28 protein-coding genes are annotated in these 22164 nt (G+C 70.0%); 23 read left to right on the top strand and 5 right to left on the bottom strand.

Annotated features, from left to right (window positions below; all coding sequences use genetic code 11):
• Positions 1 to 67 precede the first annotated feature (67 nt).
• The 6 genes from mshD (at position 68) to ETD83_RS19410 (ending at position 5650) form a co-directional block, all read left to right on the top strand.
• Complete coding sequence (gene mshD, locus ETD83_RS19435) at positions 68 to 949, top strand: mycothiol synthase (RefSeq protein ID WP_138646559.1); 882 nt, start codon at positions 68 to 70, stop codon at positions 947 to 949.
• Between the two features lie 262 nt (positions 950 to 1211).
• Entirely contained in the window at positions 1212 to 2315 is a 1104-nt protein-coding gene (gene pstS / locus ETD83_RS19430; protein WP_138646558.1) for a phosphate ABC transporter substrate-binding protein PstS, read from the top strand.
• A 92-nt stretch (positions 2316 to 2407) separates the two neighbouring features.
• Positions 2408 to 3406 carry a phosphate ABC transporter permease subunit PstC gene (gene pstC, locus ETD83_RS19425; protein WP_138646557.1) on the top strand — a complete coding sequence of 333 codons (999 nt, stop codon included), beginning with the start codon at positions 2408 to 2410 and terminating at the stop codon, positions 3404 to 3406.
• On the top strand, positions 3403 to 4308 hold the full coding sequence (gene pstA / locus ETD83_RS19420; protein ID WP_138646556.1) for a phosphate ABC transporter permease PstA: 906 nt from the start codon (positions 3403 to 3405) through the stop codon (positions 4306 to 4308). The genes pstC and pstA overlap by 4 nt, the downstream gene beginning before the upstream one ends.
• A 24-nt stretch (positions 4309 to 4332) precedes the next feature.
• A complete protein-coding gene (gene pstB, locus ETD83_RS19415) occupies positions 4333 to 5109 on the top strand; it encodes a phosphate ABC transporter ATP-binding protein PstB (RefSeq protein ID WP_138646555.1) in 777 nt (258 codons plus the stop codon).
• 97 nt (positions 5110 to 5206) lie between these two features.
• On the top strand, positions 5207 to 5650 hold the full coding sequence (locus tag ETD83_RS19410; RefSeq protein ID WP_138646554.1) for a hypothetical protein: 444 nt from the start codon (positions 5207 to 5209) through the stop codon (positions 5648 to 5650).
• Positions 5651 to 5672: 22 nt separating this feature from the next.
• On the opposite strand, the gene ETD83_RS19405 is transcribed toward ETD83_RS19410, so the two are convergent.
• The gene (locus ETD83_RS19405) at positions 5673 to 6389 is read right to left on the bottom strand and encodes a winged helix-turn-helix transcriptional regulator (RefSeq protein ID WP_138646553.1); all 717 of its coding nucleotides are present in this window, start codon (positions 6387 to 6389) and stop codon (positions 5673 to 5675) included.
• 223 nt (positions 6390 to 6612) lie between these two features.
• Between ETD83_RS19405 and ETD83_RS19400 the strand changes: the two genes are divergently transcribed.
• The 10 genes from ETD83_RS19400 to ETD83_RS19360 all read left to right on the top strand — a co-directional run bounded on the left by ETD83_RS19400 (position 6613) and on the right by ETD83_RS19360 (position 12928).
• Positions 6613 to 6873: a MoaD/ThiS family protein gene (locus ETD83_RS19400; RefSeq protein WP_138646552.1), complete on the top strand. Its 261-nt coding sequence runs from the start codon at positions 6613 to 6615 to the stop codon at positions 6871 to 6873.
• Between the two features lie 127 nt (positions 6874 to 7000).
• A complete protein-coding gene (locus ETD83_RS19395) occupies positions 7001 to 7708 on the top strand; it encodes an LmeA family phospholipid-binding protein (protein ID WP_138646551.1) in 708 nt (235 codons plus the stop codon).
• A 107-nt stretch (positions 7709 to 7815) separates the two neighbouring features.
• Entirely contained in the window at positions 7816 to 8307 is a 492-nt protein-coding gene (locus ETD83_RS19390) for a sigma-70 family RNA polymerase sigma factor (protein WP_456236749.1), read from the top strand.
• Complete coding sequence (locus ETD83_RS19385; RefSeq protein WP_138646549.1) at positions 8304 to 9050, top strand: anti-sigma factor family protein; 747 nt, start codon at positions 8304 to 8306, stop codon at positions 9048 to 9050. Before ETD83_RS19390 ends, ETD83_RS19385 begins: the two co-directional genes overlap by 4 nt.
• Positions 9051 to 9110: 60 nt before the next feature.
• On the top strand, positions 9111 to 9542 hold the full coding sequence (locus ETD83_RS19380; protein ID WP_138646548.1) for a thioredoxin family protein: 432 nt from the start codon (positions 9111 to 9113) through the stop codon (positions 9540 to 9542).
• 138 nt (positions 9543 to 9680) lie between these two features.
• Positions 9681 to 9773 (top strand): Ms5788A family Cys-rich leader peptide, encoded by a 93-nt coding sequence (locus tag ETD83_RS46030; RefSeq protein WP_407921501.1) that lies wholly within the window; start codon positions 9681 to 9683, stop codon positions 9771 to 9773.
• A 77-nt stretch (positions 9774 to 9850) separates the two neighbouring features.
• Complete coding sequence (locus tag ETD83_RS19375) at positions 9851 to 10288, top strand: DUF4395 domain-containing protein (RefSeq protein ID WP_138646547.1); 438 nt, start codon at positions 9851 to 9853, stop codon at positions 10286 to 10288.
• Entirely contained in the window at positions 10285 to 11124 is an 840-nt protein-coding gene (locus ETD83_RS19370) for a sulfurtransferase (protein ID WP_138646546.1), read from the top strand. The genes ETD83_RS19375 and ETD83_RS19370 overlap by 4 nt, the downstream gene beginning before the upstream one ends.
• A gap of 30 nt (positions 11125 to 11154) precedes the next feature.
• Complete coding sequence (locus ETD83_RS19365) at positions 11155 to 11469, top strand: DUF1416 domain-containing protein (protein ID WP_138646545.1); 315 nt, start codon at positions 11155 to 11157, stop codon at positions 11467 to 11469.
• 157 nt (positions 11470 to 11626) lie between these two features.
• Positions 11627 to 12928, top strand: coding sequence for a hypothetical protein (locus ETD83_RS19360; protein ID WP_138646544.1), 1302 nt, complete (start codon positions 11627 to 11629; stop codon positions 12926 to 12928).
• Here ETD83_RS19360 and ETD83_RS19355 read toward each other — a convergent pair.
• The 4 genes from ETD83_RS19355 to ETD83_RS19340 all read right to left on the bottom strand — a co-directional run bounded on the left by ETD83_RS19355 (position 12816) and on the right by ETD83_RS19340 (position 16107).
• The gene (locus ETD83_RS19355; protein ID WP_138646543.1) at positions 12816 to 13391 is read right to left on the bottom strand and encodes a hypothetical protein; all 576 of its coding nucleotides are present in this window, start codon (positions 13389 to 13391) and stop codon (positions 12816 to 12818) included. The two genes, ETD83_RS19360 and ETD83_RS19355, sit on opposite strands and share 113 nt — an antisense overlap.
• Before the next feature lie 41 nt (positions 13392 to 13432).
• The gene (locus ETD83_RS19350) at positions 13433 to 14038 is read right to left on the bottom strand and encodes a hypothetical protein (RefSeq protein ID WP_138646542.1); all 606 of its coding nucleotides are present in this window, start codon (positions 14036 to 14038) and stop codon (positions 13433 to 13435) included.
• The gene (locus tag ETD83_RS19345; protein ID WP_138646541.1) at positions 14035 to 14730 is read right to left on the bottom strand and encodes a hypothetical protein; all 696 of its coding nucleotides are present in this window, start codon (positions 14728 to 14730) and stop codon (positions 14035 to 14037) included. Before ETD83_RS19345 ends, ETD83_RS19350 begins: the two co-directional genes overlap by 4 nt.
• Positions 14731 to 14844: 114 nt before the next feature.
• Positions 14845 to 16107, bottom strand: a complete 1263-nt coding sequence (locus ETD83_RS19340; protein WP_138646540.1) for a S8 family serine peptidase — start codon at positions 16105 to 16107, stop codon at positions 14845 to 14847.
• A gap of 219 nt (positions 16108 to 16326) precedes the next feature.
• Between ETD83_RS19340 and ETD83_RS19335 the strand changes: the two genes are divergently transcribed.
• The 7 genes from ETD83_RS19335 to ETD83_RS19305 all read left to right on the top strand — a co-directional run bounded on the left by ETD83_RS19335 (position 16327) and on the right by ETD83_RS19305 (position 22056).
• Positions 16327 to 16626, top strand: a complete 300-nt coding sequence (locus tag ETD83_RS19335; protein ID WP_138646539.1) for a hypothetical protein — start codon at positions 16327 to 16329, stop codon at positions 16624 to 16626.
• Between the two features lie 32 nt (positions 16627 to 16658).
• Positions 16659 to 17939 (top strand): hypothetical protein, encoded by a 1281-nt coding sequence (locus ETD83_RS19330; protein ID WP_138646538.1) that lies wholly within the window; start codon positions 16659 to 16661, stop codon positions 17937 to 17939.
• 167 nt (positions 17940 to 18106) lie between these two features.
• Positions 18107 to 18409 carry a hypothetical protein gene (locus ETD83_RS19325; RefSeq protein ID WP_138646537.1) on the top strand — a complete coding sequence of 101 codons (303 nt, stop codon included), beginning with the start codon at positions 18107 to 18109 and terminating at the stop codon, positions 18407 to 18409.
• Between the two features lie 37 nt (positions 18410 to 18446).
• Positions 18447 to 19913, top strand: a complete 1467-nt coding sequence (locus ETD83_RS43765) for a CBM20 domain-containing protein (RefSeq protein WP_205717766.1) — start codon at positions 18447 to 18449, stop codon at positions 19911 to 19913.
• Positions 19913 to 20773 carry a hypothetical protein gene (locus ETD83_RS19315; protein ID WP_138646536.1) on the top strand — a complete coding sequence of 287 codons (861 nt, stop codon included), beginning with the start codon at positions 19913 to 19915 and terminating at the stop codon, positions 20771 to 20773. Before ETD83_RS43765 ends, ETD83_RS19315 begins: the two co-directional genes overlap by 1 nt.
• Before the next feature lie 292 nt (positions 20774 to 21065).
• On the top strand, positions 21066 to 21569 hold the full coding sequence (locus ETD83_RS19310) for a hypothetical protein (protein WP_138646535.1): 504 nt from the start codon (positions 21066 to 21068) through the stop codon (positions 21567 to 21569).
• 181 nt (positions 21570 to 21750) lie between these two features.
• A complete protein-coding gene (locus ETD83_RS19305) occupies positions 21751 to 22056 on the top strand; it encodes a hypothetical protein (protein ID WP_138646534.1) in 306 nt (101 codons plus the stop codon).
• The last annotated feature ends 108 nt before the right edge of the window (positions 22057 to 22164 follow it).

Raw genomic sequence — 22164 nt, 5'->3', positions numbered from 1 at the left:
GCACGATGACGTTTCTGTGACAACTTGATCAGGGGGTTCACGGCGTCCGGCGCATAGGGTGGCGATCATGAGCGAGGTGCGCGTCCTGGACGGTGGCGAGGAGGTCGCCGGCGTGTTGGCCCTGGCCCAGGCGGCGGCGGACGCCGACGGAGTCGGGCCGCTGTCCGAGCATGCGTTGCTCGCGCTGCGCGGCGGACGGGCCGGGACGGCGATCTCCGACGGCGGTGTGATCGTGGCGTACGCGCACCTTGATCCGGCGACCGGCGAGGAGCCCGCGGCCGGGGAACTGGTCGTCCACCCGGGGCACCGGCGCCGGGGGCACGGGCGTGCGCTGCTCCGCGCGCTGCGCGCGGAGGCGGGCGGCCCGCTGCGGGTGTGGGCGCACGGCGATCTGCCCGCGGCCGCGGCGCTGGCGAGGGCCGAGAACATGGCGCGGGTCCGCGCGCTGTTCCAGATGCGGCGCCCGGCGTCCGGGCCGCTGCCGGAGGCGCGCGTCGCGGAGGGCGTCACCCTGCGGGCCTTCGAGCCCGGACGCGACGAGCGGGCCTGGCAGGAGGTGAACGCCCGCGCCTTCGCCGACCATCCCGAACAGGGCGCCTGGACGATCGAGGACGTCCGCGACCGCGAGGCCGAGGACTGGTTCGACCCGTCCGGCTTCCTCCTCGCCGAGCGGGGCGGCCGGCTCGCCGGCTTCCACTGGACGAAGGCCCACCCCGGCGGCCTCGGCGAGGTCTACGTCGTCGGCGTCGACCCGGACGCGCAGGGCCTCGGCCTGGGCCGCGCCCTCACGCTGGCTGGCCTGCACCACCTGCGCGACGCCGGAGCCGCCCAGTTCATGCTGTACGTGGACGAGTCGAACGTCGCGGCCGTCCGCCTGTACGAGTCGCTCGGCTTCACCCGCCACGCCGTGGACGTCATGTACGCCGCGGACGCGGCCGGGCTCTCCTGAAACGCTCCGTTCTAAACCTGCCTTACTCGGCCGGGGTGAGTTTTTTGCGCTTGTGAGCTGCGCTGTTAACCCGGCGTACATGGCAAATCGGGACATTCTTCGTAGTGATGCACGCCCTCGTTCATCACTCGTTCACCTGGATCGGGGCGGCTGGTCACTTCGCCTGCCTAGCGTCACATCCGACGGTGACCCCGGCGCCCCAGAGAGCTGACCAGGGATGGCCCCGGGGGTCCCGCGAGACGATATAAGAGGAGACCCTCCGGTGAAGAACGGTTCCCGACTCGCCGCCCTTGGCGGCGTGGTCGTCGCGGGGGCACTGGCCCTCACCGCCTGCGGGAGCGATGACAACACGACGGCGTCGTCCAGCCGCGTGCCGACAGGCGACATCGACTGCGCCAAGGCGAGCGTCAACGCGGCCGGTTCCAGCGCGCAGAAGAACGCCGTCGAGGAGTGGACGAAGGTCTACGCGAGCAAGTGCGCGGGCGCCAACCTCAACTACAACCCGAGCGGTTCGGGCGCGGGCATCCAGGCGTTCACGAACGGGCAGGTGGCGTTCGCCGGCTCGGACTCGGCGCTCAAGCCGGAAGAGGTCCCCGCGGCGCAGAAGCGCTGCCAGGGGAACCCGGCGCTGAACCTGCCGATGGTCGTCGGCCCGGTCGCCGTGGTCTACAACCTGCAGGGCGTGGACGGGCTGAAGCTGTCGTCCGACACCATCGCCAAGATCTTCTCCGGCAAGGTCAAGACGTGGAACGACCCGGCCATCGCGGCCGAGAACGAGGGCGCCAAGCTCCCGTCCTCGCAGATCAAGCCGGTGTACCGGTCGGACGAGTCCGGCACCACCGACAACTTCACGAACTACCTGAACACCACCTCGCCGAAGATCTGGACGTGGGAGAAGGCCAAGAAGTGGCCGAACTCCACCGGCCAGGGCGCGCCCAAGTCCGACGGCGTGACCAGCCAGGTGAAGAGCACCGCGGGCGCGATCTCCTACGTCGAGATGTCGTACGCGGAGAACAACAAGCTGCAGACCGCGCACGTCAAGAACGGCGCCGGCGAGTACACGCAGCTGTCGCCGGACAGCGCGTCCAAGGCCGTCGCCGGGGCGAAGGTCGTCGGCACCGGCAACGACGTCGCGCTGAAGATCGACTACGCGACCAAGGAGCCGGGCGCCTACCCGATCGTCCTGGTCACCTATGAGATCGCGTGCTCGAAGGGCCTGCCCGCCGAGCAGGCCGGGTTCGTCAAGTCGTTCCTGACCTACACCTCGTCGGAGGCCGGCCAGAAGATCCTCACCGACGTCGGGTACGCGCCGCTTCCGCAGTCCGTGCTGACCAAGGTCCAGACGTCCGTGAAGGCGCTGTCCTGACAGCGGATGACCGTACCCGCCGCCCCGCCGCCGACGACCTCGGCGGCGGGGCTGGCGTGGGTCCGGCCGACCTGATCCAAGGAGGACCCCCCATGAGCAGCGAGAGCGGCGTCGAGGCGAAGTCGGGCGCCGAGGTGGCCGCCGGCGCCCGGCATCGCGCGACCGGCACCCGGATGAGCACCGGACGGGCCGGTGACCGGATCTTCGCCGGGGCGGCCCGCGGTTCCGGCATCGTCGTCCTCGGGATCGTCGCCGCGATCGGGGCGTTCCTCGTCTGGAAGGCGATCCCCGCCCTGCAGGACAACGAGGCGAGCTTCCTCACCAGCGAGGAGTGGAACCCGAACGCGGCGCCGCCGAGGTTCGGCATCGCGCAGCTCGCGTTCGGGACGGTGATGTCGTCGCTGCTGGCGATGCTCATCGCGACGCCGGTGGCGATCGGGATCGCGCTGTTCATCTCGTTCTACTCGCCGCGGCGGCTCGCGTCCGGGCTCGGCTACGTCGTCGACCTGCTGGCCGCCGTCCCCAGCATCGTGTACGGGCTGTGGGGCCTCGCCTTCCTGTCCAAGCACATGGAGGGGATCAGCAAGTTCCTCAACTCGACGCTCGGCTGGATCCCGCTGCTCGGCGGCGACAGCCCCGGCAAGAACTCCATCTTCACCGCCTCGGTGGTGCTGGCGATCATGATCCTGCCGATCATCTCGTCCATCTCCCGTGAGGTGTTCCTCCAGGTCCCGCAGGACCATGTGGAGGCGTCGCTGGCGCTTGGCGCCACCCGCTGGGAGATGATCCGGATGTCGGTGCTGCCGTACGGGCGGTCCGGCATGATCGGCGCCTCGATGCTCGGCCTCGGCCGCGCCATGGGCGAGACGATCGCCGTCGCGATGGTGCTGACCTTCGTCCCGGGGATCAACTGGCACGTGCTGGAGAACGGCGGCAGCACGTTCGCGGCGAACATCGCCAACAGCTTCGACGAGGCGTCGGTGACCGGCCGCGGCGCCCTGATCGCCTCCGGTCTCGTCCTCTTCGTGATCACTCTGGTCGTCAACATGGCCGCCCGCGCGGTCGTCGCGCGCCGTAAGGAGTTCGTGTGACCACCGTCTCCACCAGCAAGGGCCGCCCGGGGGCCGCGCTCACCAAGGTGTCCACCGGCCGCCGGATCAAGGACCGGTTCGTCCAGGTCCTGGTCTACCTCGCGTTCGCGCTGGCGCTCATCCCGCTGATGTCGGTGCTGTGGACCGTCGTCGTGAACGGTGCGAAGCGGTTCGACCTGACGTTCTTCCAGTTCTCCATGAACGCCGTCGGCGGCCGCGACGCGGGCGGCGGCGCCTACCACGCGATCATCGGGACGCTGCAGCAGGTCCTGATCACCAGCCTGATCTCCGTCCCGATCGCCGTGCTCACCGCGATCTACCTGGTGGAGTACGCCGGGGACGGACGGCTCGGCAAGGTGATCAGCTTCACCGTGGACGTGATGACCGGCATCCCGTCGATCGTCGCCGGCCTGTTCGTGCTGGCGCTGTGGCTGCTGACCTTCGGGTTCGACTTCTCCGGGTTCGCCGGCGCGCTCGCCCTGACGATCCTGATGATCCCCACCGTCGTGCGGGCCAGCGAGGAGATGCTGAAGCTGGTGCCGAACGAGCTGCGGGAGGCGTCCTTCGCGCTAGGCGTGCCGCGCTGGCGGACGATCCTGTTCGTGGTGCTGCCCACCGCGCTCACCGGCATGATCACCGGGATCATGCTGGCGGTGGCGCGGGTGATGGGCGAGACGGCGCCGCTGCTGCTCACGATCTTCTACACCAAGGTGATCAACACCAACCCCGTCGACGGGGCGCAGGGCTCGCTGCCCACCTTCATCTGGGACCAGGCGAAGGACCCGAACCAGAACTCGATCGACCGCGCCTGGACGGGCGCGCTCGTGCTGATCCTGATCATCATGCTGCTCAACCTGGCCGCCCGGTTCGTCGCGGGTCGCCGCAGGCCCGCAGGCCGCTGACACCCCGATAAGGAGCAACACCCCATGGCCAAGCGGATCGAAGTCTCCGGGCTGCACGCGTACTACGGCGGCGTCCACGCCATCGAGGACATCTCGATGACGGTGGAGCCGCGCTCGGTGACGGCGTTCATCGGGCCGTCGGGCTGCGGAAAGTCCACGTTCCTGCGCACGCTCAACCGCATGCACGAGGTCATCCCGGGCGCCCGCGTCGAAGGCAAGGTGCTCCTGGACGACGAGGACCTGTACGAGTCGTCCGTCGACCCCGTCGCCGTCCGCCGCGTCGTCGGCATGGTGTTCCAGCGGCCCAACCCGTTCCCCACCATGTCGATCTACGACAACGTGGCGGCGGGCCTGAAGCTGAACGGCGTGCGCCGCAAGGCCCGGCTGGACGAGATCGTCGAGGAGTCGCTGCGCGGCGCCAACCTGTGGAACGAGGTCCAGGACCGGCTGAGCAAGCCCGGGGCGGGCCTGTCCGGCGGGCAGCAGCAGCGCCTCTGCATCGCCCGCGCCATCGCCGTCCAGCCCCAGGTCCTGCTGATGGACGAGCCGTGCTCCGCGCTCGACCCCATCTCCACCCTCGCCATCGAGGACCTCATCGACAAGCTGAAGACCCAGTACACGATCGTCATCGTCACGCACAACATGCAGCAGGCCGCCCGTGTCAGCGACCGCACGGCCTTCTTCAACATCGCCGGGACGGGCAAGCCGGGCAAGCTCATCGAGATCGACGACACCAGCAAGATCTTCACCAACCCCGAGCAGAAGGCCACCGAGGACTACATCACCGGCCGCTTCGGCTGAGCCTCCGCGGCACGCTCCCCGGAGCCCGCGGCGCGGCGGCGCCCGGGGAGACGCGAGGGGAGACGCCGGGGAGACGGCGCCTTTCTAGATTCTCGGCATGTCCGAGAAACCAGAGAAAGGGGCCGCCTTGAAATCGCGCGTACGGAAGCTCGTCGTGGTCGCCGGCGTCTCGTCGGCCCTCGTCGCGCCCATGGCCACCGCGCCGGCCGCACACGCGGGGTCCGGCGAGGTCCACAAGCTGAAGCACGGCAAGTGCGCGAGCTGGGGACGGTACGTCAACGGCTATAGCTTCAACTACGGCGACTCGCACCGGACCAAGGGCAAGTGCTGGCACTGGGTCAAGATCTGGGTCCACGACTTCAAGAAGAAGCGCAACTACACCCTCGTGGCCCAGGGCACCAAGGCGGTGAACATCACGGCGTTCACCCCGCCCGGCCGGCTCGCGACGCGCAGGGGCCACCTGGTCTACCGGCTCGAACTGGGGCTGTGCGGGACGGCGAAGTCCTGCGTCTCCAAGCGGTACCGGGGCGCGCGGATCTAGCGGCGAGGCCCGGGTTCTCCCGTCACGCGCGGGCGGGGCTCTTCTCTTCGGCGTCGCCGGGGCGGTGGTCGGGGACGAAGCGGTAGCCGACGTTGCGGACCGTCCCGATCAGGGACTCGTACTCGGCGCCGAGCTTGGCGCGGAGGCGGCGGACGTGGACGTCCACCGTCCGGGTGCCGCCGAAGTAGTCGTAGCCCCAGACCTCCTGGAGGAGCTGGGCGCGGGTGAAGACGCGGCCCGGGTGCTGGGCCAGGTACTTCAGCAGCTCGAACTCCTTGAACGTGAGGTCGAGGACGCGGCCCCGCAGCCGTGCCGTGTAGGTGGCCTCGTCGATCGTCAGGTCGCCGCTGCGGATCTCGCCGGGGGCCTCGTCGGCGTCGGCCTCGGCGGCGGCGCGTCCGGCGGCGAGGCGGAGGCGGGCCTCGACCTCGGCGGGTCCGGCGGTCTGCAGCAGCACGTCGTCCAGGCCCCATTCGGGGCTGAGCGCGGCGAGGCCGCCCTCCGTCACGACGGCGAGCAGCGGGCAGTCGAGCCCGGTGGTGCGCAGCAGCCGGCACAGGCTCTTGGCCTGCACCAGGTCGCGGCGCGCGTCCACCAGCAGGACGTCGGCGGGCGGCGCGTCGATCAGCGCGGACGCCTCGGCCGGGGCGACGCGGGTGGAGTGCAGCAGAAGGCCGAGCGCGGGCAGGACCTCGTCGGAGGGCTCCAACGCATTGGTCAGCAGGAGCAAGCTGCTCACGTGCCGCCTCCCGTCCCTGAAAAAGACGTAGGACCCAGGCGGCTCATCCTCCAGCCCCGGCCACGGCCGGCGGCTCAAGGACGAGGCGGCCATGAAGGGGTTCTGGTGAACTCCATGGCCTCGTCGCCCGGATCCCTTCCCATGAGCATATACAAGGCGGTCCGGCGGGCAACGGAGTGGCCGGGTCGGGCCGGTTCAGGGAGGGGAATGAGAGTCTGGTGACATGGCCAAAGGGACTATGCGGTACTGGGCGGCGGCTAAGGCGGCGGCGGGGACGCACGAGGAGCCGTACGACGCCGGGACGCTGGCCGAGGCCGTCGCGGCGGCGGTGGCCAAGGAGGGGCGCGGCGGCGAGTTCCAGCGGGTCGTCGGGCGCAGCTCGTTCCTCGTGGACGGGGAGCCCGTGGGAAGCCGCGCGCACGAGTCCGTGCTGCTCCCGGACGGCGGTGTGGTGGAGGTTCTCCCGCCGTTCGCGGGCGGTTGATCTCACCGTGGTGTGATTTTTCGGGTTGTGAGGTCATTCTCCGGTGCGACCCGTTCATGGGCATCCGCGCACTATGGTGTGCGCGGACTGCCATGACCGGGCGCGTGCCGGAGCCTGAAGGAGAGACATGCGGAAAGTACTGCTGGCGCTGCTGGTCCTCGTGGCCGTCGGCGTGGTCGCCGCGGACCGGCTCGGCGTGCGGATCGCCGAGGACAAGATCGGCGAGCAGGTGGCGGCGCAGTACAACCTGCAGCAGCGGCCCGACGTCACCATCCACGGCTTCCCGTTCCTGACGCAGGCGCTCGGCGGCGACTACGACCACATCGAGGTGACGATCGACGACTGGACGCAGCAGGGCATCACCGTCACCGGCGTCAAGGTCGACATGCGGGGCGTGAGCGCGCCGCTGTCGGAGGTCACGCAGGGCAGCGCCGCGAACGTCTCCGCCCGCACCGCGACCGCGTCCGCCGTCATCCCCTACGACGTGATCAAGAAGGAGGCGCCGAAGGGCGTCAAGCGGATCGGGCCGAAGGGGGACGACCTGGAGGTCGACCTCGTGGGCACCTTCCTCGGCCGTCCCCTGACCACCACCGCGGTCGTGGAGGTCAAGCCGACCGCGCGCGGTATCGCGATCTCGCCGGTGTCGGTGAGCTCGGACGGCGGCCCGCCGGTCCCGCTGGCCTTGGTGAAGGGGCAGCTCACCTGGACGGTCCCGGTCGCCGACCTCCCGGTCGGGTCGCGGATCAGTGTGATCGAGCCGACACCGGACGGGCTGCGCGTCGGCGCCACCGCCGAGAACGTCCGGCTGAACGATCTCCAGCAGCAGCAGAAGTGACGCGCCGCCGGTGAAAACGGCGCGGCCGGTGAAAATGACGCGGCACCGGTGAACCGGTGCGCAGACGCGTACGTGACAGGGATGTGGGTCCCACCGCGGATGAGGGTTTGCTGCGCGCCCTGTACAGCGAGCACGGAGGTCCCCTCCTCGGCTATGTCCTGCGGCTGACCGGTGGGGATCGCACCCAGGCCGAGGACGTCGTCCAGGAGACGCTCCTGCGCGCATGGAAGCACCCTGAGGCGCTCGCGGGGCGTCCCGTCCGGCCGTGGCTGTTCACGGTCGCGCGCAACCTCGTGGTGGACGCTCACCGCGCGAAGCAGGCACGGCCGCCGGAGACGGGCATCGACGAGCATGTCATGATGACCGCGTCCGGCTCGGACGACATCGACCGGGCCCTGGAGTCCTGGACGGTCGCTGAGGCGCTGGCCGGGCTGAGCCCGCCGCACCGGGCCGTCCTGGTGGAGACGTACTACAAGGGCCGGTCGGTCGCGGAGGCGGCGAAGACGCTGGGCATCCCGCCCGGCACGGTCAAGTCCCGGACCTACTACGCCTTGCGGGCGCTCAAACTCGCCTTGGAGGAGCGGGGGTTGGCGCCGTGAACGGCTGCGTTGACATTCGCACCTCGCTCGGGGTGTACGTGCTCGGTGCGCTCGACCCCGCCGAGCGGTCCCAGGTGGAGTCCCATCTGGCGGGCTGCCCCGTCTGCCGGGACGAGCTCGCCGGGCTGGCGGGCCTGCCCGCGATGCTCGGACGGGTCGACGAGGCCCAGCTCGCCGAGCTGGCCGGACCGCCGCCCGAACTCCTGGACGGCCTCCTCGCCCGCGCCGCCGAGCAACGCGGCCGGCGCCTCGCGCCGCTGGGCAGGCGGGCGGGCGGCGGGCCGGGCCGGGCCCGGCGGGTCGCCAGGTGGGCGCCGCTGGCCGCCGCCGCGTGCCTGCTCCTGGTGATCGGCGCACTGTTCGGCGGGCTGGTGTTCTCGTCCGGGTCGGACGAGACCGTGTCGCCTCCTCCGTCCCCGTCCCCGTCCGCGTCGCCGTCCCCCGGCGCGGAGCGCATCGCCGCGACGAACCCCAAGACCAACATCAAGGGCTACGTGCTGCTCACGAAGAAGAAGTGGGGCACGGAGGTCGAGCTGCATCTGGCGGGCGTCCCGAAGGGGTCGCACTGCCGGCTGCTGGTGATCGCGCGGGACGGCCGGCGGGACGCGCTCGGCAGCTGGTACGTCCCGTACGACAAGGGCTACGGTGAGTACACGGGCTCGACGATGTTCCCGCGCGGGCAGCTGTTCTCGTTCGAGATCGTCGGCCTGGACGGCAAGCCCCTTCTCACCATCCCCGCCTGACCGCCCGTCCCCGAGGACGACCGTGGAAGAACTCGCCGCGCCGCGGGGTTGTCCATGTCGATGACCGGTGCATTGATCGCGGCCGCGGTGCTCGCCGCCGCCACGCTGTTCGGCCTGCTGTGGCGGCGCCGCGACGGCGTGCTGCGCGCGCAACGGCGGAGCCTGGAGGACGGTCGGGTGGACGAGCCCCTCCGCCCTGACGACCTGGGCGCCGAACTCGGCGAGAAGGCCACGCTCCTGCAGTTCTCCAGCGCGTTCTGCGCGCCCTGCCGCGCCACCCGCCGCGTCCTGGGCGAGGTCGCGGACATGGTCGACGGCGTCGCGCACGTCGAACTCGACGCCGAGGCCCATCTGGACCTCGTCCGCAGGCTGAACGTCATCCGTACCCCGACCGTCCTCGTCCTGGACGACGCCGGACGCGTCGTCCGCCGCGCCTCCGGGGCCCCTCGCAAACCCGACGTCATAGCCGCCCTCGGCGAGGCCATCACATGACCCCCCAAACGGCGGCTCTTCCGGCCGCTCGGAGGACCAAGCCCCGGAGCCATACCGGGATGACCTGGGCTAAGACGAATGTCACTGTCTCGGAAGGCGAGATGGATGTGACAGCGTGTGGATTGTCGGCTTAACATCATGTCCGTGCGTTACTGGACAGAGCAGATGCTCACGAAGCGTCGGGCGGTCGACTTCTGCCGCCTGGCCGCCTCGCTCTGTCGCATGGCCTGAGGCATCGAGCCCGTCCGCCCCCGAGCACTTCCACTTCCAGCTCGTACGCACGCTTCCACTCCGCCAGGAGCACCCCGATGCAGGTTGATCCGCGTGGGCCGCGCTTCGGCGCTTCGGTCACGACAGCGGTTCTCGTCGTGGTGCTGGTGACCGGAAGCTGGGCACTGCTCGCCGCTCAGGCCGTCGTGTTCGCCGTCGCGACCTTCCTCGGCCTCCGGTACGCCCCGTACGGACTGCTGTTCAAAGCGCTCATCCGCCCCCGGCTCGCTCCGCCCAGAGAACTGGAGGACGCCGCCCCGCCCCGCTTCGCGCAGGGTGTCGGCCTGGCGTTCGCCCTGGTCGGGACGGTCGGATACGCGGCGGGGATCACTTGGCTCGGCATCGGTGCCACCGCCCTCGCGCTGGCGGCGGCGTTCCTGAACGCGGCGTTCGGGTTCTGCCTCGGGTGCGAGATGTATCTGCTCATCCGACGTATCACCGCGAAAGTCCGCTCCGAGAGGGAGGTTCCCGCATGAGCCGCTCAGACGTCCTGGTGGACACCGACTGGGTTGAGTCCCACCTGGACGACCCCGGTCTCGTTCTCGTCGAGGTCGACGAGGACGTGTCCGCCTACGACAAGGGCCACATCCGTGGCGCCGTGAAGATCGACTGGAAGACCGAGCTGCAGGACCCGGTCCGCCGCGACTTCGTCGACAAGACCGGGTTCGAGCAGCTGCTGTCCGCGAAGGGCATCGCGAACGACGACCTGGTCATCCTGTACGGCGGCAACAACAACTGGTTCGCCGCGTACGCGTACTGGTACTTCAAGCTGTACGGGCACGACAAGGTCAAGCTGCTCGACGGCGGCCGCAAGAAGTGGGAGCTGGACTCCCGCGAACTCGTCACCGACGTCCCGTCCCGTCCGAAGACCGACTACACGGCCAAGGAGCAGGACCTGTCGATCCGCGCGTTCCGCGACGAGGTCGTGGACGCCATCGGCAGCAAGAACCTGATCGACGTCCGGTCCCCGGACGAGTTCAGCGGCAAGCTGCTCGCCCCCGCCCACCTGCCGCAGGAGCAGTCGCAGCGGGCCGGGCACGTCCCGACCGCGCGCAGCATCCCGTGGTCGAAGGCGGCCAACGACGACGGCACGTTCCGCTCCGACGACGAGCTCCGCGAGCTCTACACCGAGGCCGGCGTCGACCTGAACAACGCCACCATCGCGTACTGCCGGATCGGCGAGCGCTCCTCGCACACGTGGTTCGCGCTCCGCGAGCTGCTGGGCCTGCAGGACGTGAAGAACTACGACGGTTCGTGGACGGAGTACGGCTCGCTCGTCGGCGTCCCGATCGAACTGGGCGCCCCCAAGTAAATCGGCAGTGTGCACGGAGACGGAGGAGCAATGACCACCACCCAGGGCTGCGCAGCCCCCGAACAGACGGCGCACCTTCCCGCGACCGTCGACCTGACCCACGAGGCCGTCATCCAGGGCAAGGTCACCCGTGACGGCACCCCGGTGTCCAGCGCCTACGCCCGCCTGCTCGACTCCACCGGCGAGTTCACCGCCGAGGTCGTCACCGGCGACGAGGGCGTGTTCCGGTTCTTCGCCGCCGACGGCGACTGGACGGTGCGCGTCCTGGCCGCCGGCGGCGTCAGCGTCGACAACGCCGTGACGGCCAAGATCGGTGAGGTCGCCGGCCTCGAGGTCGCGATCTGATCAGGTCGCCCGATCCGAGCGCCGTGCGCTGAAACGGCGCCGAGCACGCGCCGGACCCCGTCGTCCCGCCCATCCGGGACGGCGGGGTCCGTCGTTTTCACCGTCCCCGGAGGCCCGCGCGGCACGAGGGCCCCGGAGATCCTCTACGATCAGCGCGATGCTCGGACTGTCCGCGCGGTCGCCGCTGATACTCCCGTGGGCCACCCTGAAGCTCGCGGGACGGTTCGTCCTGCCGCTCACCCTGTGGTTCACGGTCGGCGAGCTGCTGCGCTACGGCGCCATGTACGGCGGATACCGGCTCGGCGGGATGAAGGGGACGGCGGCGACGATCGCGCCGATCGCCACCATCGGCCTGCTGGTGGTCATCACCCTCGCGGTCGCGGTGCTGATGGTGCACAGCGTCCGGGAGGGCCTGGACGTGGTGCACGCCCGGGAGTCGGACGGCGACCTGACGCCATGGGCGGTCGGGAACGAGGAGTCGGTCATCGGCGCGATGGGCCGCGCCGCGCTCCCGTTCGTCATCTTCTACCTGGCGTGGGGCCTGCAGGGCGAGGACGCCCGCGAGTTCGCCGACCAGGCCGCGAGCCGCGGCTTCCAGGAGGGCGGCATCCAGGGGCAGATCGAGGCCCTCGACATGCTGCTGTCGCTGGAGAAGCACGTCGGCCTCGCGATCGGCCTCACCGCCGGGCTGTTCGTGCTGAAGGTGGCCGCGGAGTGGCGGCTGGAGGAGCGGCTGCCCCGCGCCATCGGCGCCCTCGTCGCCTTCCTTGAGGTCAACTTCGCGCTGTTCGGCATCTTCACCATCGACCATCTGCGCGGCAAGGGCGTCGAGTGGTTCAGCGGGCGGGAGGCGTGGACGTGGGTGACCGACGTCGCCGGTCCCGTCCTCGACCTGTGGCCGCCGTTCAAGGACGCGGTGCTCGGCGCGCTGATCTGGCTGGTGATCGCCGGGGTGATCCTCGGCCTGGACGCCGGCGACGAGCAGGTCGTGCTCGGCCGGAGCCGGGCGGCGCGCCGGCTGGCCAGGGCGGGCGGCGTCGGCCGGGTGAACAGCCCCCGCGAGATCCTCACCCGCGGCTTCCGGGAGATGTGGCTGCCCGCCTGGTACGGGCTGCGGCTCGTCCGCCGGTCCGGGATGATGCCGTTCGCGACGTTCTGCCTGCTGTTCGCGGGCCTGGACGTGGCGGCGGAGGCGTCCCGCCGGTTCGTCTACGAGCTGATCGGGCCGCACGAGGTGACGTGGTGGATCCAGGTGCTGCCGTTCGTCGGGTACGCGACGTCGGCCGTCTTCGAGATCCTGCGGGTCTGCCTGCTGGCGGCCGCGTTCAACCTCGTCATGACGAGGGTCAGTGTTCGAACCGCAGCGAAGGCAGTGGGTCCCCGGCCTTCCGTGACGTCTTCGGCGCCTGGATCACCAGTTCCAGCGAGTCCGCCTTGGTACGGGGCACCGTCCCCTTGACGATGACGCGCATCGCGACCCCCGCCCTCGGGGTTCCTTCCGGTATCGCCAACGCCGACCATTCCCGGCCTTCGTCGTCGACGAGCCGGTAGACGATCCCGTAGGACGCGACCGACTTCGCGCCCGCGGCGTCCCTCGGACGGACGGCGACCGCGACCCGCAGGTCGACCACGTCGTTCGCGTCGTCTCGCGCCAGGGGCGGGGCCTGCCGGCGTCCGACGACCTTCCACTGCGCGCCGATCAGCTCGCCGATCTGCCCCGGCCGGACGCTGGTGACCTTCTCCGGCGGCTTCAGGTTCTTCTCGATGCCGTTCGTCGCGTCCACCCAGTGCAGGACGAGGACGGCCGGGACGGCGCACAGGAGCGCGAGCGCCTGAAGAACGCGCCGGTCGCGAGGACGCAGCCGCTCCGGCCGCTCCTCGGCCTCGGGCCCGGCCTGGACGATCGGCTGCGGCCTGGTCACCGCCGCCATCATGGGCCGCCCGCCGCCATGAGGGCCCGTCGTCATGAGACACCCGCCCTCAGGTCGTAGCGGTCGGGAGCGTTCCGGATCAGCTCGTCCGCCTTCGCGCCGGTGAGGCCGAGGTCGATGTCGGCGGCCGCGGACAGCTGCGGCAGCAGCCCGCCCGTCCCGACGACCAGATGGGCCCCTGCCAGGCGCTTCTTCGGCAGCTCGAACACGAACGCGGCCGGCGCCCAGATCATCGGCTGGAACGTCGGCTGCGCCCCGCCGGACACCGACGACGGCCGCGGATCCTGCTTGAACGTGAAGCCGCCGGGCGTCTCCAGCTCCGCCGTCCTCAGCTCCAGGGGCTCGCGGTGGCTCGTCGCCATGACCCGGACGACGAGGTAGATCCCGTCCGTGCCGACGGCGGGCGGATTTCCGAAGCTGAGGCCGGGCGCCAGCGACCTCGCCGCCTCCACCTTCTCCACCCGCACGCTGAAGTCGCGGTTGCGGACCTCCTCGCCGACCGTGCCGCCGCCCCGGATCGGATCCAGCTCCGCAGCCCGGACGTGGGGTTTCAGCGAGTGCATCCACATCGCGCCGGCGAGCAGCGCCGTCCCGCCGATTCCCGCGCCGCCCTTCAGGAGCACCTTCTGCAGGTTCACCGGGGGCTCACCGTGGGCTTGGGCGTCCGTTTCGCCGGGCGTCCCGCAGGCGTCCGCTGTGGCGCCGGGCTCGTGCTCAACTCCGCGACGGGGAGCGTGAGGCGGCCGACGAGCGTGTCGTCCTCACGGTCGATCATCCAGTTGAAGGTGCTGTCGGTGAACCCGTGGTCGTAGGTCCACTTGCGCAGGCCCACGGTCAGCTTCCGTGGCGCGTCCACCGGGCCCAGCTTCCACATCGCGGACACCTCGACCGGCAGTTCCGGCTGCGCCACACCGGTCTCCGATCCGCCGGCGACACCCTCGACCTGCTCGGGCTTCACCCATTTGCCGTCCTTCGTCAGGGCCGCGACGCCGTCCGCCAGCCCGCCCCTGTCGAGCGACTTGGTCTCCTTGCCCCTGTTGACCACCCTCATCCGCACGATGAGGAAGCGCTCCTTCTTGCCTCCGAAGGCGCCGGTCTCCAGCCCGACCCGCGCGTCCCGGACGGTGACGGTGAACAGCCCGAGGTCCAGCGCCTTCCCGGCCGGTACGGACGGCTGCTTGGGCGTCTCCTCGAAACCGCCCGTCACCCACAGCACCGGGGCGAGGACGGCCACCGCGCCCAGGACGCACAAGGGCACCACCCAGCGGCGCTGCCGCCGTTCCCCAGGGGGCTCCGCGGGAGGCGGAGGAACCGGTGCGTACGAGTGCATCCGCCCGATGGTAATACCCCGCCACGTTTCCGGCGCGACGGAAAGGTCTGCCATGTCGCGCTGCGCCGCCGCTGAAGGGCTCGTCCCGGCCAGGCCGCTGAAGGCCCGCCCGGGTCACGCCTCCGACTCGTCCGGGGTGCGTCCGGACGACTGGACGTAGCCGGGCCGCCACCCGCGCCGCCGACCGGCCGGGATCAGCATCCCCCCGGCCGCGACCAGCACGGCGGCGCCCAGGGCCCCGCCCGCGATGCCGAGAGCGACCTTGCGGGTGGTGGGGTCGGGCCGGTCGGCCATGGCGATCCGCACGGGCGGACCGGCCGCGCCCTGCGGCCCCGGGCCCTGCACGTTCACCGCGGTGATGGCCTCGACCGGGTTGATCATGCCGTACCCGCTGCCGGCCCCCTTGTTGCCCTCGGCCGTCCCCTCGATCCGCTTCTTGACCTCCGCCGCACCGATGTTCGGGTGGGCCTCCAGGATCAGCGCGGCGAGGCCGGCGACGAACGGGGTTGCGAAGCTCGTGCCCTGCTCCGCGACCGCGTAGTGGCCGTCCGGCGACGTCGTCACGATGTCCTTGCCGGGCGCGATGACGTCGACGCGCGTCGCCGGGTTGGAGAACGTGGTGACCTGGCCGTCCTGGCCGACGGCGCCCACCGAGATCACGCCCGGATAGGCGCTCGGATACATCTGGCCCGCGGGCTTGCCGTTCTTCGGGTCGATGTTCCCGGCCGCCGCCACGACGACGATGCCCCTGGCGAGCGCGTTCTCGACGGACTTGCGCAGCCGCGGGTCGTCGCCCAGCGACTGGGTCGACACGTTGATGACGTCGGCGCCGAGGCGCACCGCGGCGTCGATGCCCTTGGCGGCGAGCCCGCTGTCGACGTTCTGCGCCTGGCCCGCGAACTTGATCGGGATGATCTTCGCGTCCGGGGCGACGCCGGTGAACGGGGTGACGCCCTGCTTGGCGGCGATGATCCCGGCCACCCAGGTGCCGTGCCCGATGCAGTCCGCGGCGCCTGTCCTGGTGACGTCCTCGCCCTTGACAAGCTGCCCGGCGAGCTGCGGATTCGCCGGCGTCACTCCGCTGTCGACCACCGCGACCTTGACACCGCGGCCGGTGGCCCGCTCGTGCGCGGCGCCGAAGTTGAGGATCTGCTGTGCCCACGGCTGCCCGTTCTCGACGAGCTGCTTCGCGGTCATGCTCCCCGTGGACGGCTGGCAGTTCTGCGGCGCCAGCGGCGCGCCCGGTGCCCGTGGCGCCAGCGGTGCGCCGAGAGCCCGCGGTGCCGTCAGGGCGGCGGGCGGCGCCGCGTGCGCGGCCGGCGCGGCGTAGAAGGGTGCCAGACATCCGGCCACCACGGCGACCGCCGTCCATCTCATCGGGGAGCTCCTTTCGCTATTCACGACTGTAGAGGACGGAAGGGGCGGTATGCCGCGTTCACTCGGCGTCCGGGATTGGGCCGTCCGATCATTGGACGGTAGACGGGATACGACTGCGCATGATGTCCTATCACGCGGTATCAATGGCGATACGCTCTGCTGTGACCGGACGGTCCACAAGCGAGGATCCGCGTGGCGGAACGAGGAAGGGCGACGGGCGTGGGGGAAGTCTCGATCAATCCGGCGCGGATCGATCAGCACGGCAAGGAGATCAAGAGCGAGGTCCGTCCCGCCCTTGACAAGGCGCGCAGCACCCTCAACGACAAGGGGACGATCGAGGGCGGCGACTTCAGCGTCACGGGGACCCTGGCGTCCATGGCCTATCCGATGGGCCTGCAGTTCGTCTACGAGGACCTGAACACCCACCTCGAGATGCTCGACGGGTTCGCGCAGAACCTGGCGACCACGGCGAAGAACTACGGCGGCGCCGAGACGGCCAGCAAGATCAAGCAGGTCTGACGCAAGAGGACGCACAAGGGGGCCCCGCCGCAATGACCGCTTTCAATTCCTATGACGCCCTGATGGGCACGGCCGACGTCGAGGTCGGCATCGCGCAGTTCATCCTCCCCCCGGCCTTCATGATCGGGTTCCAGTTCAAGCTGAGCAAGGGCAACCCCGCCAACCTGGAGAAGGCGAGCCAGGCGTGGGACGAGGCCGCCCAGGCCATCGAGCAGACCAAGACGGTCCTCCAGCAGCGCGTGTCCGCCATTTCGGCCGCGGACTGGACGGCCAAGGACCGTCCGGCCTACGAGCAGAAGGTGCAGGAGTTCGTCACCCAGCTCGACATCCTGCAGACCTACTGCCAGGCCGTCAGCATCGCGCTGATCTCGTTCGCGTGGGCGCTGATGATCTACGCGATCTTCGCGGTCGCGATGGGCACGTTCCTCGCCGCGCTCGCGGCCGTCGCCGCCGCGGCCCTGGCCGGGATCATCACCGCCGGGATCACCGCGACCTGCGAGGCCATCGCCGCGACCTGCCTGACCGTCACGCTCGTCGCCACCGGCGTCCTCGCGGCCGCCGCGCAGATCGCGGCGATGGTGTTCCAGGGCGGCTCGATGCTCGCCGCGGTCGCCGAGGCGTTCAACGGGAACGACCAGGCCCTCTCCGACTTCATGACCGCGCAGGCCACCGGCTCCGCCGCCGCCCTCGCCAACCTCGGCCAGAACGCGATCAACGGCGGTCTCGCCTTCGCCGGGTCGCGTCCGGGCGGCAAGGGCCTGCCGGTCTCCAACGTCGACCTGGACGCCGACCGCAACGCCAACCACACCTGGAACGTCGGCGGCGGCGCGACCGTCAAGACCCCCGGCGGAACCGAGATCACCGGTGGCGGCCATGTCAAGTACGGCGACCACGGCTTCGCCGGCGGTGACCTGTCCGGCGGCGTCAAGACCCCGGTCGGCGTGGGCGCCGACGGCAGTGTCGAGTACACCGACGAGGACGGCATCGGGCAGGGCAAGGACGGCAGCGTCAAGTACGGCGCGAACGTCAGCTACACCACCCCGGGCGGCGTGCCCTCGGCCGGGCAGGGCAGCCCGGAGATCCCGATCCCGAACGTCGGCGGCAAGGTGGGCATCGAGGGCGAGCACGACTTCGAGACCGGCGAGGGCAAGGTCACCGGCACCGGCAGCGCCCAGTACAACGGCGGCGACGTCGTCAAGGGCTCCGGGACGGTCGACTACGACGGCAAGGGCGGCACGCACACGTCCGGCACCGTGGACACCCCCGGGGGCACCACCAAGTACGGCGACGAGACCCCGCCGTGGGACAAGTAGACCTTTCCAGCACGCCCTTCCGAACCGCCGGATGCAGGCGGTATGGCGGCAAGGGCAGCCATCTGTTCACTATTCGTCCGAGAGACACGAGGGCCTGACCTGTGTGCCCTAGTATGTCCGGAGCCTGATCAGACGACCGCGACGCAGCCCCGATTGGAGAGGCAGAGTTGGCTCCCAATAAGTCCGCCGACCCCCAACGGATCGCCCTGCACGGCAAGGACATCACCGACCGCGTCGTCCCGCGGCTGACGACTGCCGGAAACGCGCTCAACAGCGACGGCACCTACAACCTCGAAGGCGGCGATTTCAGCATCACCTGCACGGCCGCCTCCACCGCCTATCCCATCGCGGTGCAGTTCGGTTTCGAGGACATCAAATTGCTGATCGACACCGCCCAGGGCTTCGCGAAGAAGATCGACGCGTCCGCGAAGAACTACGCCAAGGCCGAACAGTCCAACACGCTGGCCTGAACCCACGAGCAGAACGACGCAACGAGGAGCAGGCAGCATGGCACCACAGAACGGCGGCGGCCCGGGCAACGGCGGTGGAACCGGCGGCGGCACGGGCGGCGGCGGCACCGGCAGCGGTGGTACGGGCGGCGGTGGTACGGGCGGCGGCGGTACGGGCGGCGGCGGTACGGGCGGCGGCGGTACGGGCGGCGGCGGTACCGGAGGCGGCGGAACGGGCACGGGCGGCGGCAACTCGTCGACCGTAGGAAGTCAGGGACGGGGCAAGGCCGTCGGCGCCGGCGGCGCCGCGGCGGGTGGTGCGGCGGTAGCCGCACTGACGGGCGGTTCGGCCACCGCCGTCGCCGAAACCCTGATGGACATCGCGATTCCCATGGTCAGCGCCGCGGTCATCCTGCCGCCCGCGCTCATGATCTCGTTCGAGTTCCGGCTGTCCAAGGGCAAGCCGCAGAATCTCGAGAAGGCGGCGGCCCAATGGGGCAAGGCCGCCCAGGAACTCGAGCAGTCGGCGAACGACCTGCGGAGCCTGGTGCAGGGCATTCCCGACCAGGCCTGGAACATGGACGACCGCAAGGGCTACGAGAGCAAGGCCGAGGAGTTCTGCCTCCAGGTCGACGCCCTGCACAACTACTGCATGGCGGTCTCGATCGCCCTCACCGTCCTGGCCTACGCGCTGCTCGCCTACGCGATCTTCGCCATCGGGATGGCCGTCTACATCGACGTCCTCCTCGTCCTGGCCGTGGCCGCGCTGGCGAGCATCGTCGGCGCCCCTTCGTACGGCGCCATCGTCGCCGCGGCCGGCACGGGCCTGACCATCACCCACGTCGCCACCGGCATCCTCGCCGCCGCCGGCTCGATGGCCGGCATGGCGATGTTCGGCGGCGCCGGGCTCACCACCGCCTACCAGGCGGGCCACGGCAACGAGGGCGCCGGTGGGGCGTTCAAGGAAGCGCTGGTGAACGGGTCCGCCGGGGCGGCGGCCAACCTGGTGCAGAACGCCGCCAACGCCGGTCTGTCCTGGATCAACCGGTCCGACGGCAGCACGATCAGCGGCGGCCTGCCGGGCGGGAAGTCCGCGGGCAGCAAGGGCTCCCCGATCAGCGAGGTCGACCTGGACGCCGACCGCAACATCAACGAGACGTGGACCTACGGCGGCGGCGTCAAGGTCAACACCCCCGCGGGTGAGACCGAGCTCGCCGGCAACATCAAGAAGAACGAACAGGGCTGGGCCGGCGGCGAGGTCGGCGTCAACCACAAGTACACGGACCCCAGCGGCACCGTCAACGGCACCGCGGGCGGCAAGGTCACCTGGGACGAGAACGAGAACGTCGGCGGCGGTTTCAAAGCCGGCGGCGGTCACACCCCCTCGGGCAGCAAGGCCGAATACGAAGGCAACTGGGACGGCAAGGGCGACTACTCCGACAAGTACAACGTGAACAGCCCCGCCTTCAACCGGGAGGGGTCCTTCAACAAGCAGAAGGACGATACGCCTCCCTGGGACAAGTAATGACCACCGGTCTGTTCACCGCGCCCTCACTGCGCCTGAACACGTCGAACCTGTACGAGATCCAGGACGGCGACTCCGGAATCGTCCTGGCCCAGCTCGCCGAGGTGGCACGGGTCCGCGCACCGAGGGGCAGTTTCCTCAGCGCCGACCGCGTCCAGACACCCCGCCTCACGCTGGCCGTCAACGCACCCGACGGCACGACGCTCCTGTACTTCGACCGTGCCGAGCATCTGAACCTCAGCCCCGTCGCACCGCAGACGGCGTTCGTCGCCACCGACGGCAGGGTTCTGGCCAGGGTGGAATTCGACAGCCACTCGGCGTTCCAAGGCGGCGGGCGGACACTGGGCACCACAGAACAGGGCTTCACCCTGACGCCCGCCGCCCGCCTGCTCGACGCGAACAACCAGCCCCTGGGCGACCTGGTCTACGAGCAGCCGCCCGACCTGAGCCGCCCCACTCTGCCCAATGGACTGGACGCCCGCACCATTCGCTGGGTCGCCACCGACGGCACCGTGCTCGCGCAGCGACGTGACGGAGTCCTCCACCTCGACAACCGGGTCACCGGAGTCTGGCGTCCCATCATCATCTGCTCCTACCTGGCGGTGGTCTACGAATTCCACCTCCCCTTCGGAGAACGCCAAGCCTCCGAAACAACACCGGAGCTCTACCCCGGCTACGCCGGCCTCCACTCCGCCTACGACGAGTTCCAACGGAACTTCATGGACCAGTACAGACCCCCTGTACGCACACCACTGGGCGTGGGCATCCAACGAGACCAAATAGACCGCCTACTAAAAATATTCGGCCCAATTGTAGGCGTCATAGCCATCATCATCCTCATCGCCAGATTCTTCGTCTGACCGCCCATTTCGCGATCACGGCGTTGGATGCGGTGCCGATCAGGAGACGGTGGGCAGGAAGGTCGACCACTCCGGCGCGAGCGGGAGCCGGGTCCGGTAACGTTTCCGCCGTTTCCACCCATCGCGGCCGAGGCGAGGTCCCGTGTTCGATCTCCCGATCGTACTGATCAAGCAAGTTTCTGATCAGCCGGAATACGAAATAAAGGACGCGAACGACCAGGTTGTCGGCAGGGTCGTCCGGACGGAGGGCCCGCCGCGCCCCCGAGGGGTTCGCGGGGCCATCGCCGAGGCCGTGTCGCCGCCGCCCCCGGGCCGCGTGGTGATCCAGGCGGCCGGGCTGGACGGGACGCCGGCCTTCTCGGTGGTCAGCGATACCGGGCGGCCCCTTGAGATCCTGGACCCGAACGGCACGCTGATCGGCACGCTTGAGAGCGACCAGGACGCGACCGGGGCGGAGGTGCGCCGGGTGGCCTCCGGATCGCCGTTCGGGAGCGTGTTGCGCCTCATCGGGGTCGGCCGTGCCATGCCGAGGGAGTATCACCTGCTTCGAGACGCCTCCGGCCGGCGGCTCTGCGGCATCTGCTGGGAGCAGAAGCAGCAGGGGCACAGGGGCGGTACCGCGTGGGTCCCGACCGATGCCGAATACACCGACGCGAACGGTGCGCGGATCGCCCGGCTCACCTACGTCCGGGCGACGAAGGCCGAGTACACGCTCAAGATCGAGTACCGGCTGTCCGAGCCGCTGCGGACCCTGGTTCTCGCCTCCCCGCTGGCCTTCGCTCTGGTGAGAGGCTGATCGACCGCCGGCTTTCGTGTGATCAACATGAAAGCGGTTCTCGTACGTCCACGAGTGCGCCTGACCTCGATATTTTCCCGTTTGACTCGAGTTGTAGTGATCCGGTGGATAGCGTGACGGGTACCCCCGTAGAGTGACGTCGTCTTAGGGCCCGAAGGCGCCGGATCCGAGGGAAAACACCATGGGCGATAAGTCCGTCGACGTGCAGAAGTTGCAAGATCACAGCAAGGAAGTCAACTTCATCGCCGAGGACAATCTCAAGGCGGCCGCCAAGATACTGAACGCCGGCGGGGTCTTCGACCTTGAAGGCGGTGACTTCAGCGTCACCTGCGCGGCCGCGTCGGCGGCCTATCCGATGGCGGTCCAGTTCGCCTTCGAAGACATCAAGCTCGAGGCTCGCACGGCCGTCAGCTTCGCGGAGCGGATTCGCAGGGCCGCGATGAACTATGGCGAAGCGGACGACGCTGCCAATGTCGGCCAGCGCTGAAGCGGTATCGGCAAGCGCCGAGAGAACTCCAGAACCTGATCAGAGGAGGCGTGCGTGACGCCAAGGACCGGCGGAAGCGGCGGTGCCGGCAGGGGAGCGGGGGCAAGG

Origin of the sequence: Actinomadura soli, assembly GCF_005889715.1 — a bacterium.
GTDB classification, from domain to species: domain Bacteria; phylum Actinomycetota; class Actinomycetes; order Streptosporangiales; family Streptosporangiaceae; genus Spirillospora; species Spirillospora soli.
The sequence above is the reverse complement of the archived record's forward strand: the minus strand, read 5'-3'. Positions and strand labels throughout refer to the sequence as shown.

What these genes read in the sequence shown, in the direction of transcription:
- mshD (WP_138646559.1), top strand. Translation starts at nt 68, where the DNA reads ATGAGCGAGGTGCGCGTCCTGGACGGTGGCGAGGAGGTCGCCGGCGTG.
- pstC (WP_138646557.1), top strand. Translation starts at nt 2,408, where the DNA reads ATGAGCAGCGAGAGCGGCGTCGAGGCGAAGTCGGGCGCCGAGGTGGCC.
- pstB (WP_138646555.1), top strand. Translation starts at nt 4,333, where the DNA reads ATGGCCAAGCGGATCGAAGTCTCCGGGCTGCACGCGTACTACGGCGGC.
- ETD83_RS19410 (WP_138646554.1), top strand. Translation starts at nt 5,207, where the DNA reads ATGTCCGAGAAACCAGAGAAAGGGGCCGCCTTGAAATCGCGCGTACGG.
- ETD83_RS19400 (WP_138646552.1), top strand. Translation starts at nt 6,613, where the DNA reads ATGGCCAAAGGGACTATGCGGTACTGGGCGGCGGCTAAGGCGGCGGCG.
- ETD83_RS19395 (WP_138646551.1), top strand. Translation starts at nt 7,001, where the DNA reads ATGCGGAAAGTACTGCTGGCGCTGCTGGTCCTCGTGGCCGTCGGCGTG.
- ETD83_RS19380 (WP_138646548.1), top strand. Translation starts at nt 9,111, where the DNA reads ATGACCGGTGCATTGATCGCGGCCGCGGTGCTCGCCGCCGCCACGCTG.
- ETD83_RS46030 (WP_407921501.1), top strand. Translation starts at nt 9,681, where the DNA reads ATGTCCGTGCGTTACTGGACAGAGCAGATGCTCACGAAGCGTCGGGCG.
- ETD83_RS19375 (WP_138646547.1), top strand. Translation starts at nt 9,851, where the DNA reads ATGCAGGTTGATCCGCGTGGGCCGCGCTTCGGCGCTTCGGTCACGACA.
- ETD83_RS19370 (WP_138646546.1), top strand. Translation starts at nt 10,285, where the DNA reads ATGAGCCGCTCAGACGTCCTGGTGGACACCGACTGGGTTGAGTCCCAC.
- ETD83_RS19365 (WP_138646545.1), top strand. Translation starts at nt 11,155, where the DNA reads ATGACCACCACCCAGGGCTGCGCAGCCCCCGAACAGACGGCGCACCTT.
- ETD83_RS19360 (WP_138646544.1), top strand. Translation starts at nt 11,627, where the DNA reads ATGCTCGGACTGTCCGCGCGGTCGCCGCTGATACTCCCGTGGGCCACC.
- ETD83_RS19345 (WP_138646541.1), bottom strand. Translation starts at nt 14,730, where the DNA reads ATGCACTCGTACGCACCGGTTCCTCCGCCTCCCGCGGAGCCCCCTGGG.
- ETD83_RS19340 (WP_138646540.1), bottom strand. Translation starts at nt 16,107, where the DNA reads ATGAGATGGACGGCGGTCGCCGTGGTGGCCGGATGTCTGGCACCCTTC.
- ETD83_RS19330 (WP_138646538.1), top strand. Translation starts at nt 16,659, where the DNA reads ATGACCGCTTTCAATTCCTATGACGCCCTGATGGGCACGGCCGACGTC.
- ETD83_RS43765 (WP_205717766.1), top strand. Translation starts at nt 18,447, where the DNA reads ATGGCACCACAGAACGGCGGCGGCCCGGGCAACGGCGGTGGAACCGGC.
- ETD83_RS19315 (WP_138646536.1), top strand. Translation starts at nt 19,913, where the DNA reads ATGACCACCGGTCTGTTCACCGCGCCCTCACTGCGCCTGAACACGTCG.
- ETD83_RS19305 (WP_138646534.1), top strand. Translation starts at nt 21,751, where the DNA reads ATGGGCGATAAGTCCGTCGACGTGCAGAAGTTGCAAGATCACAGCAAG.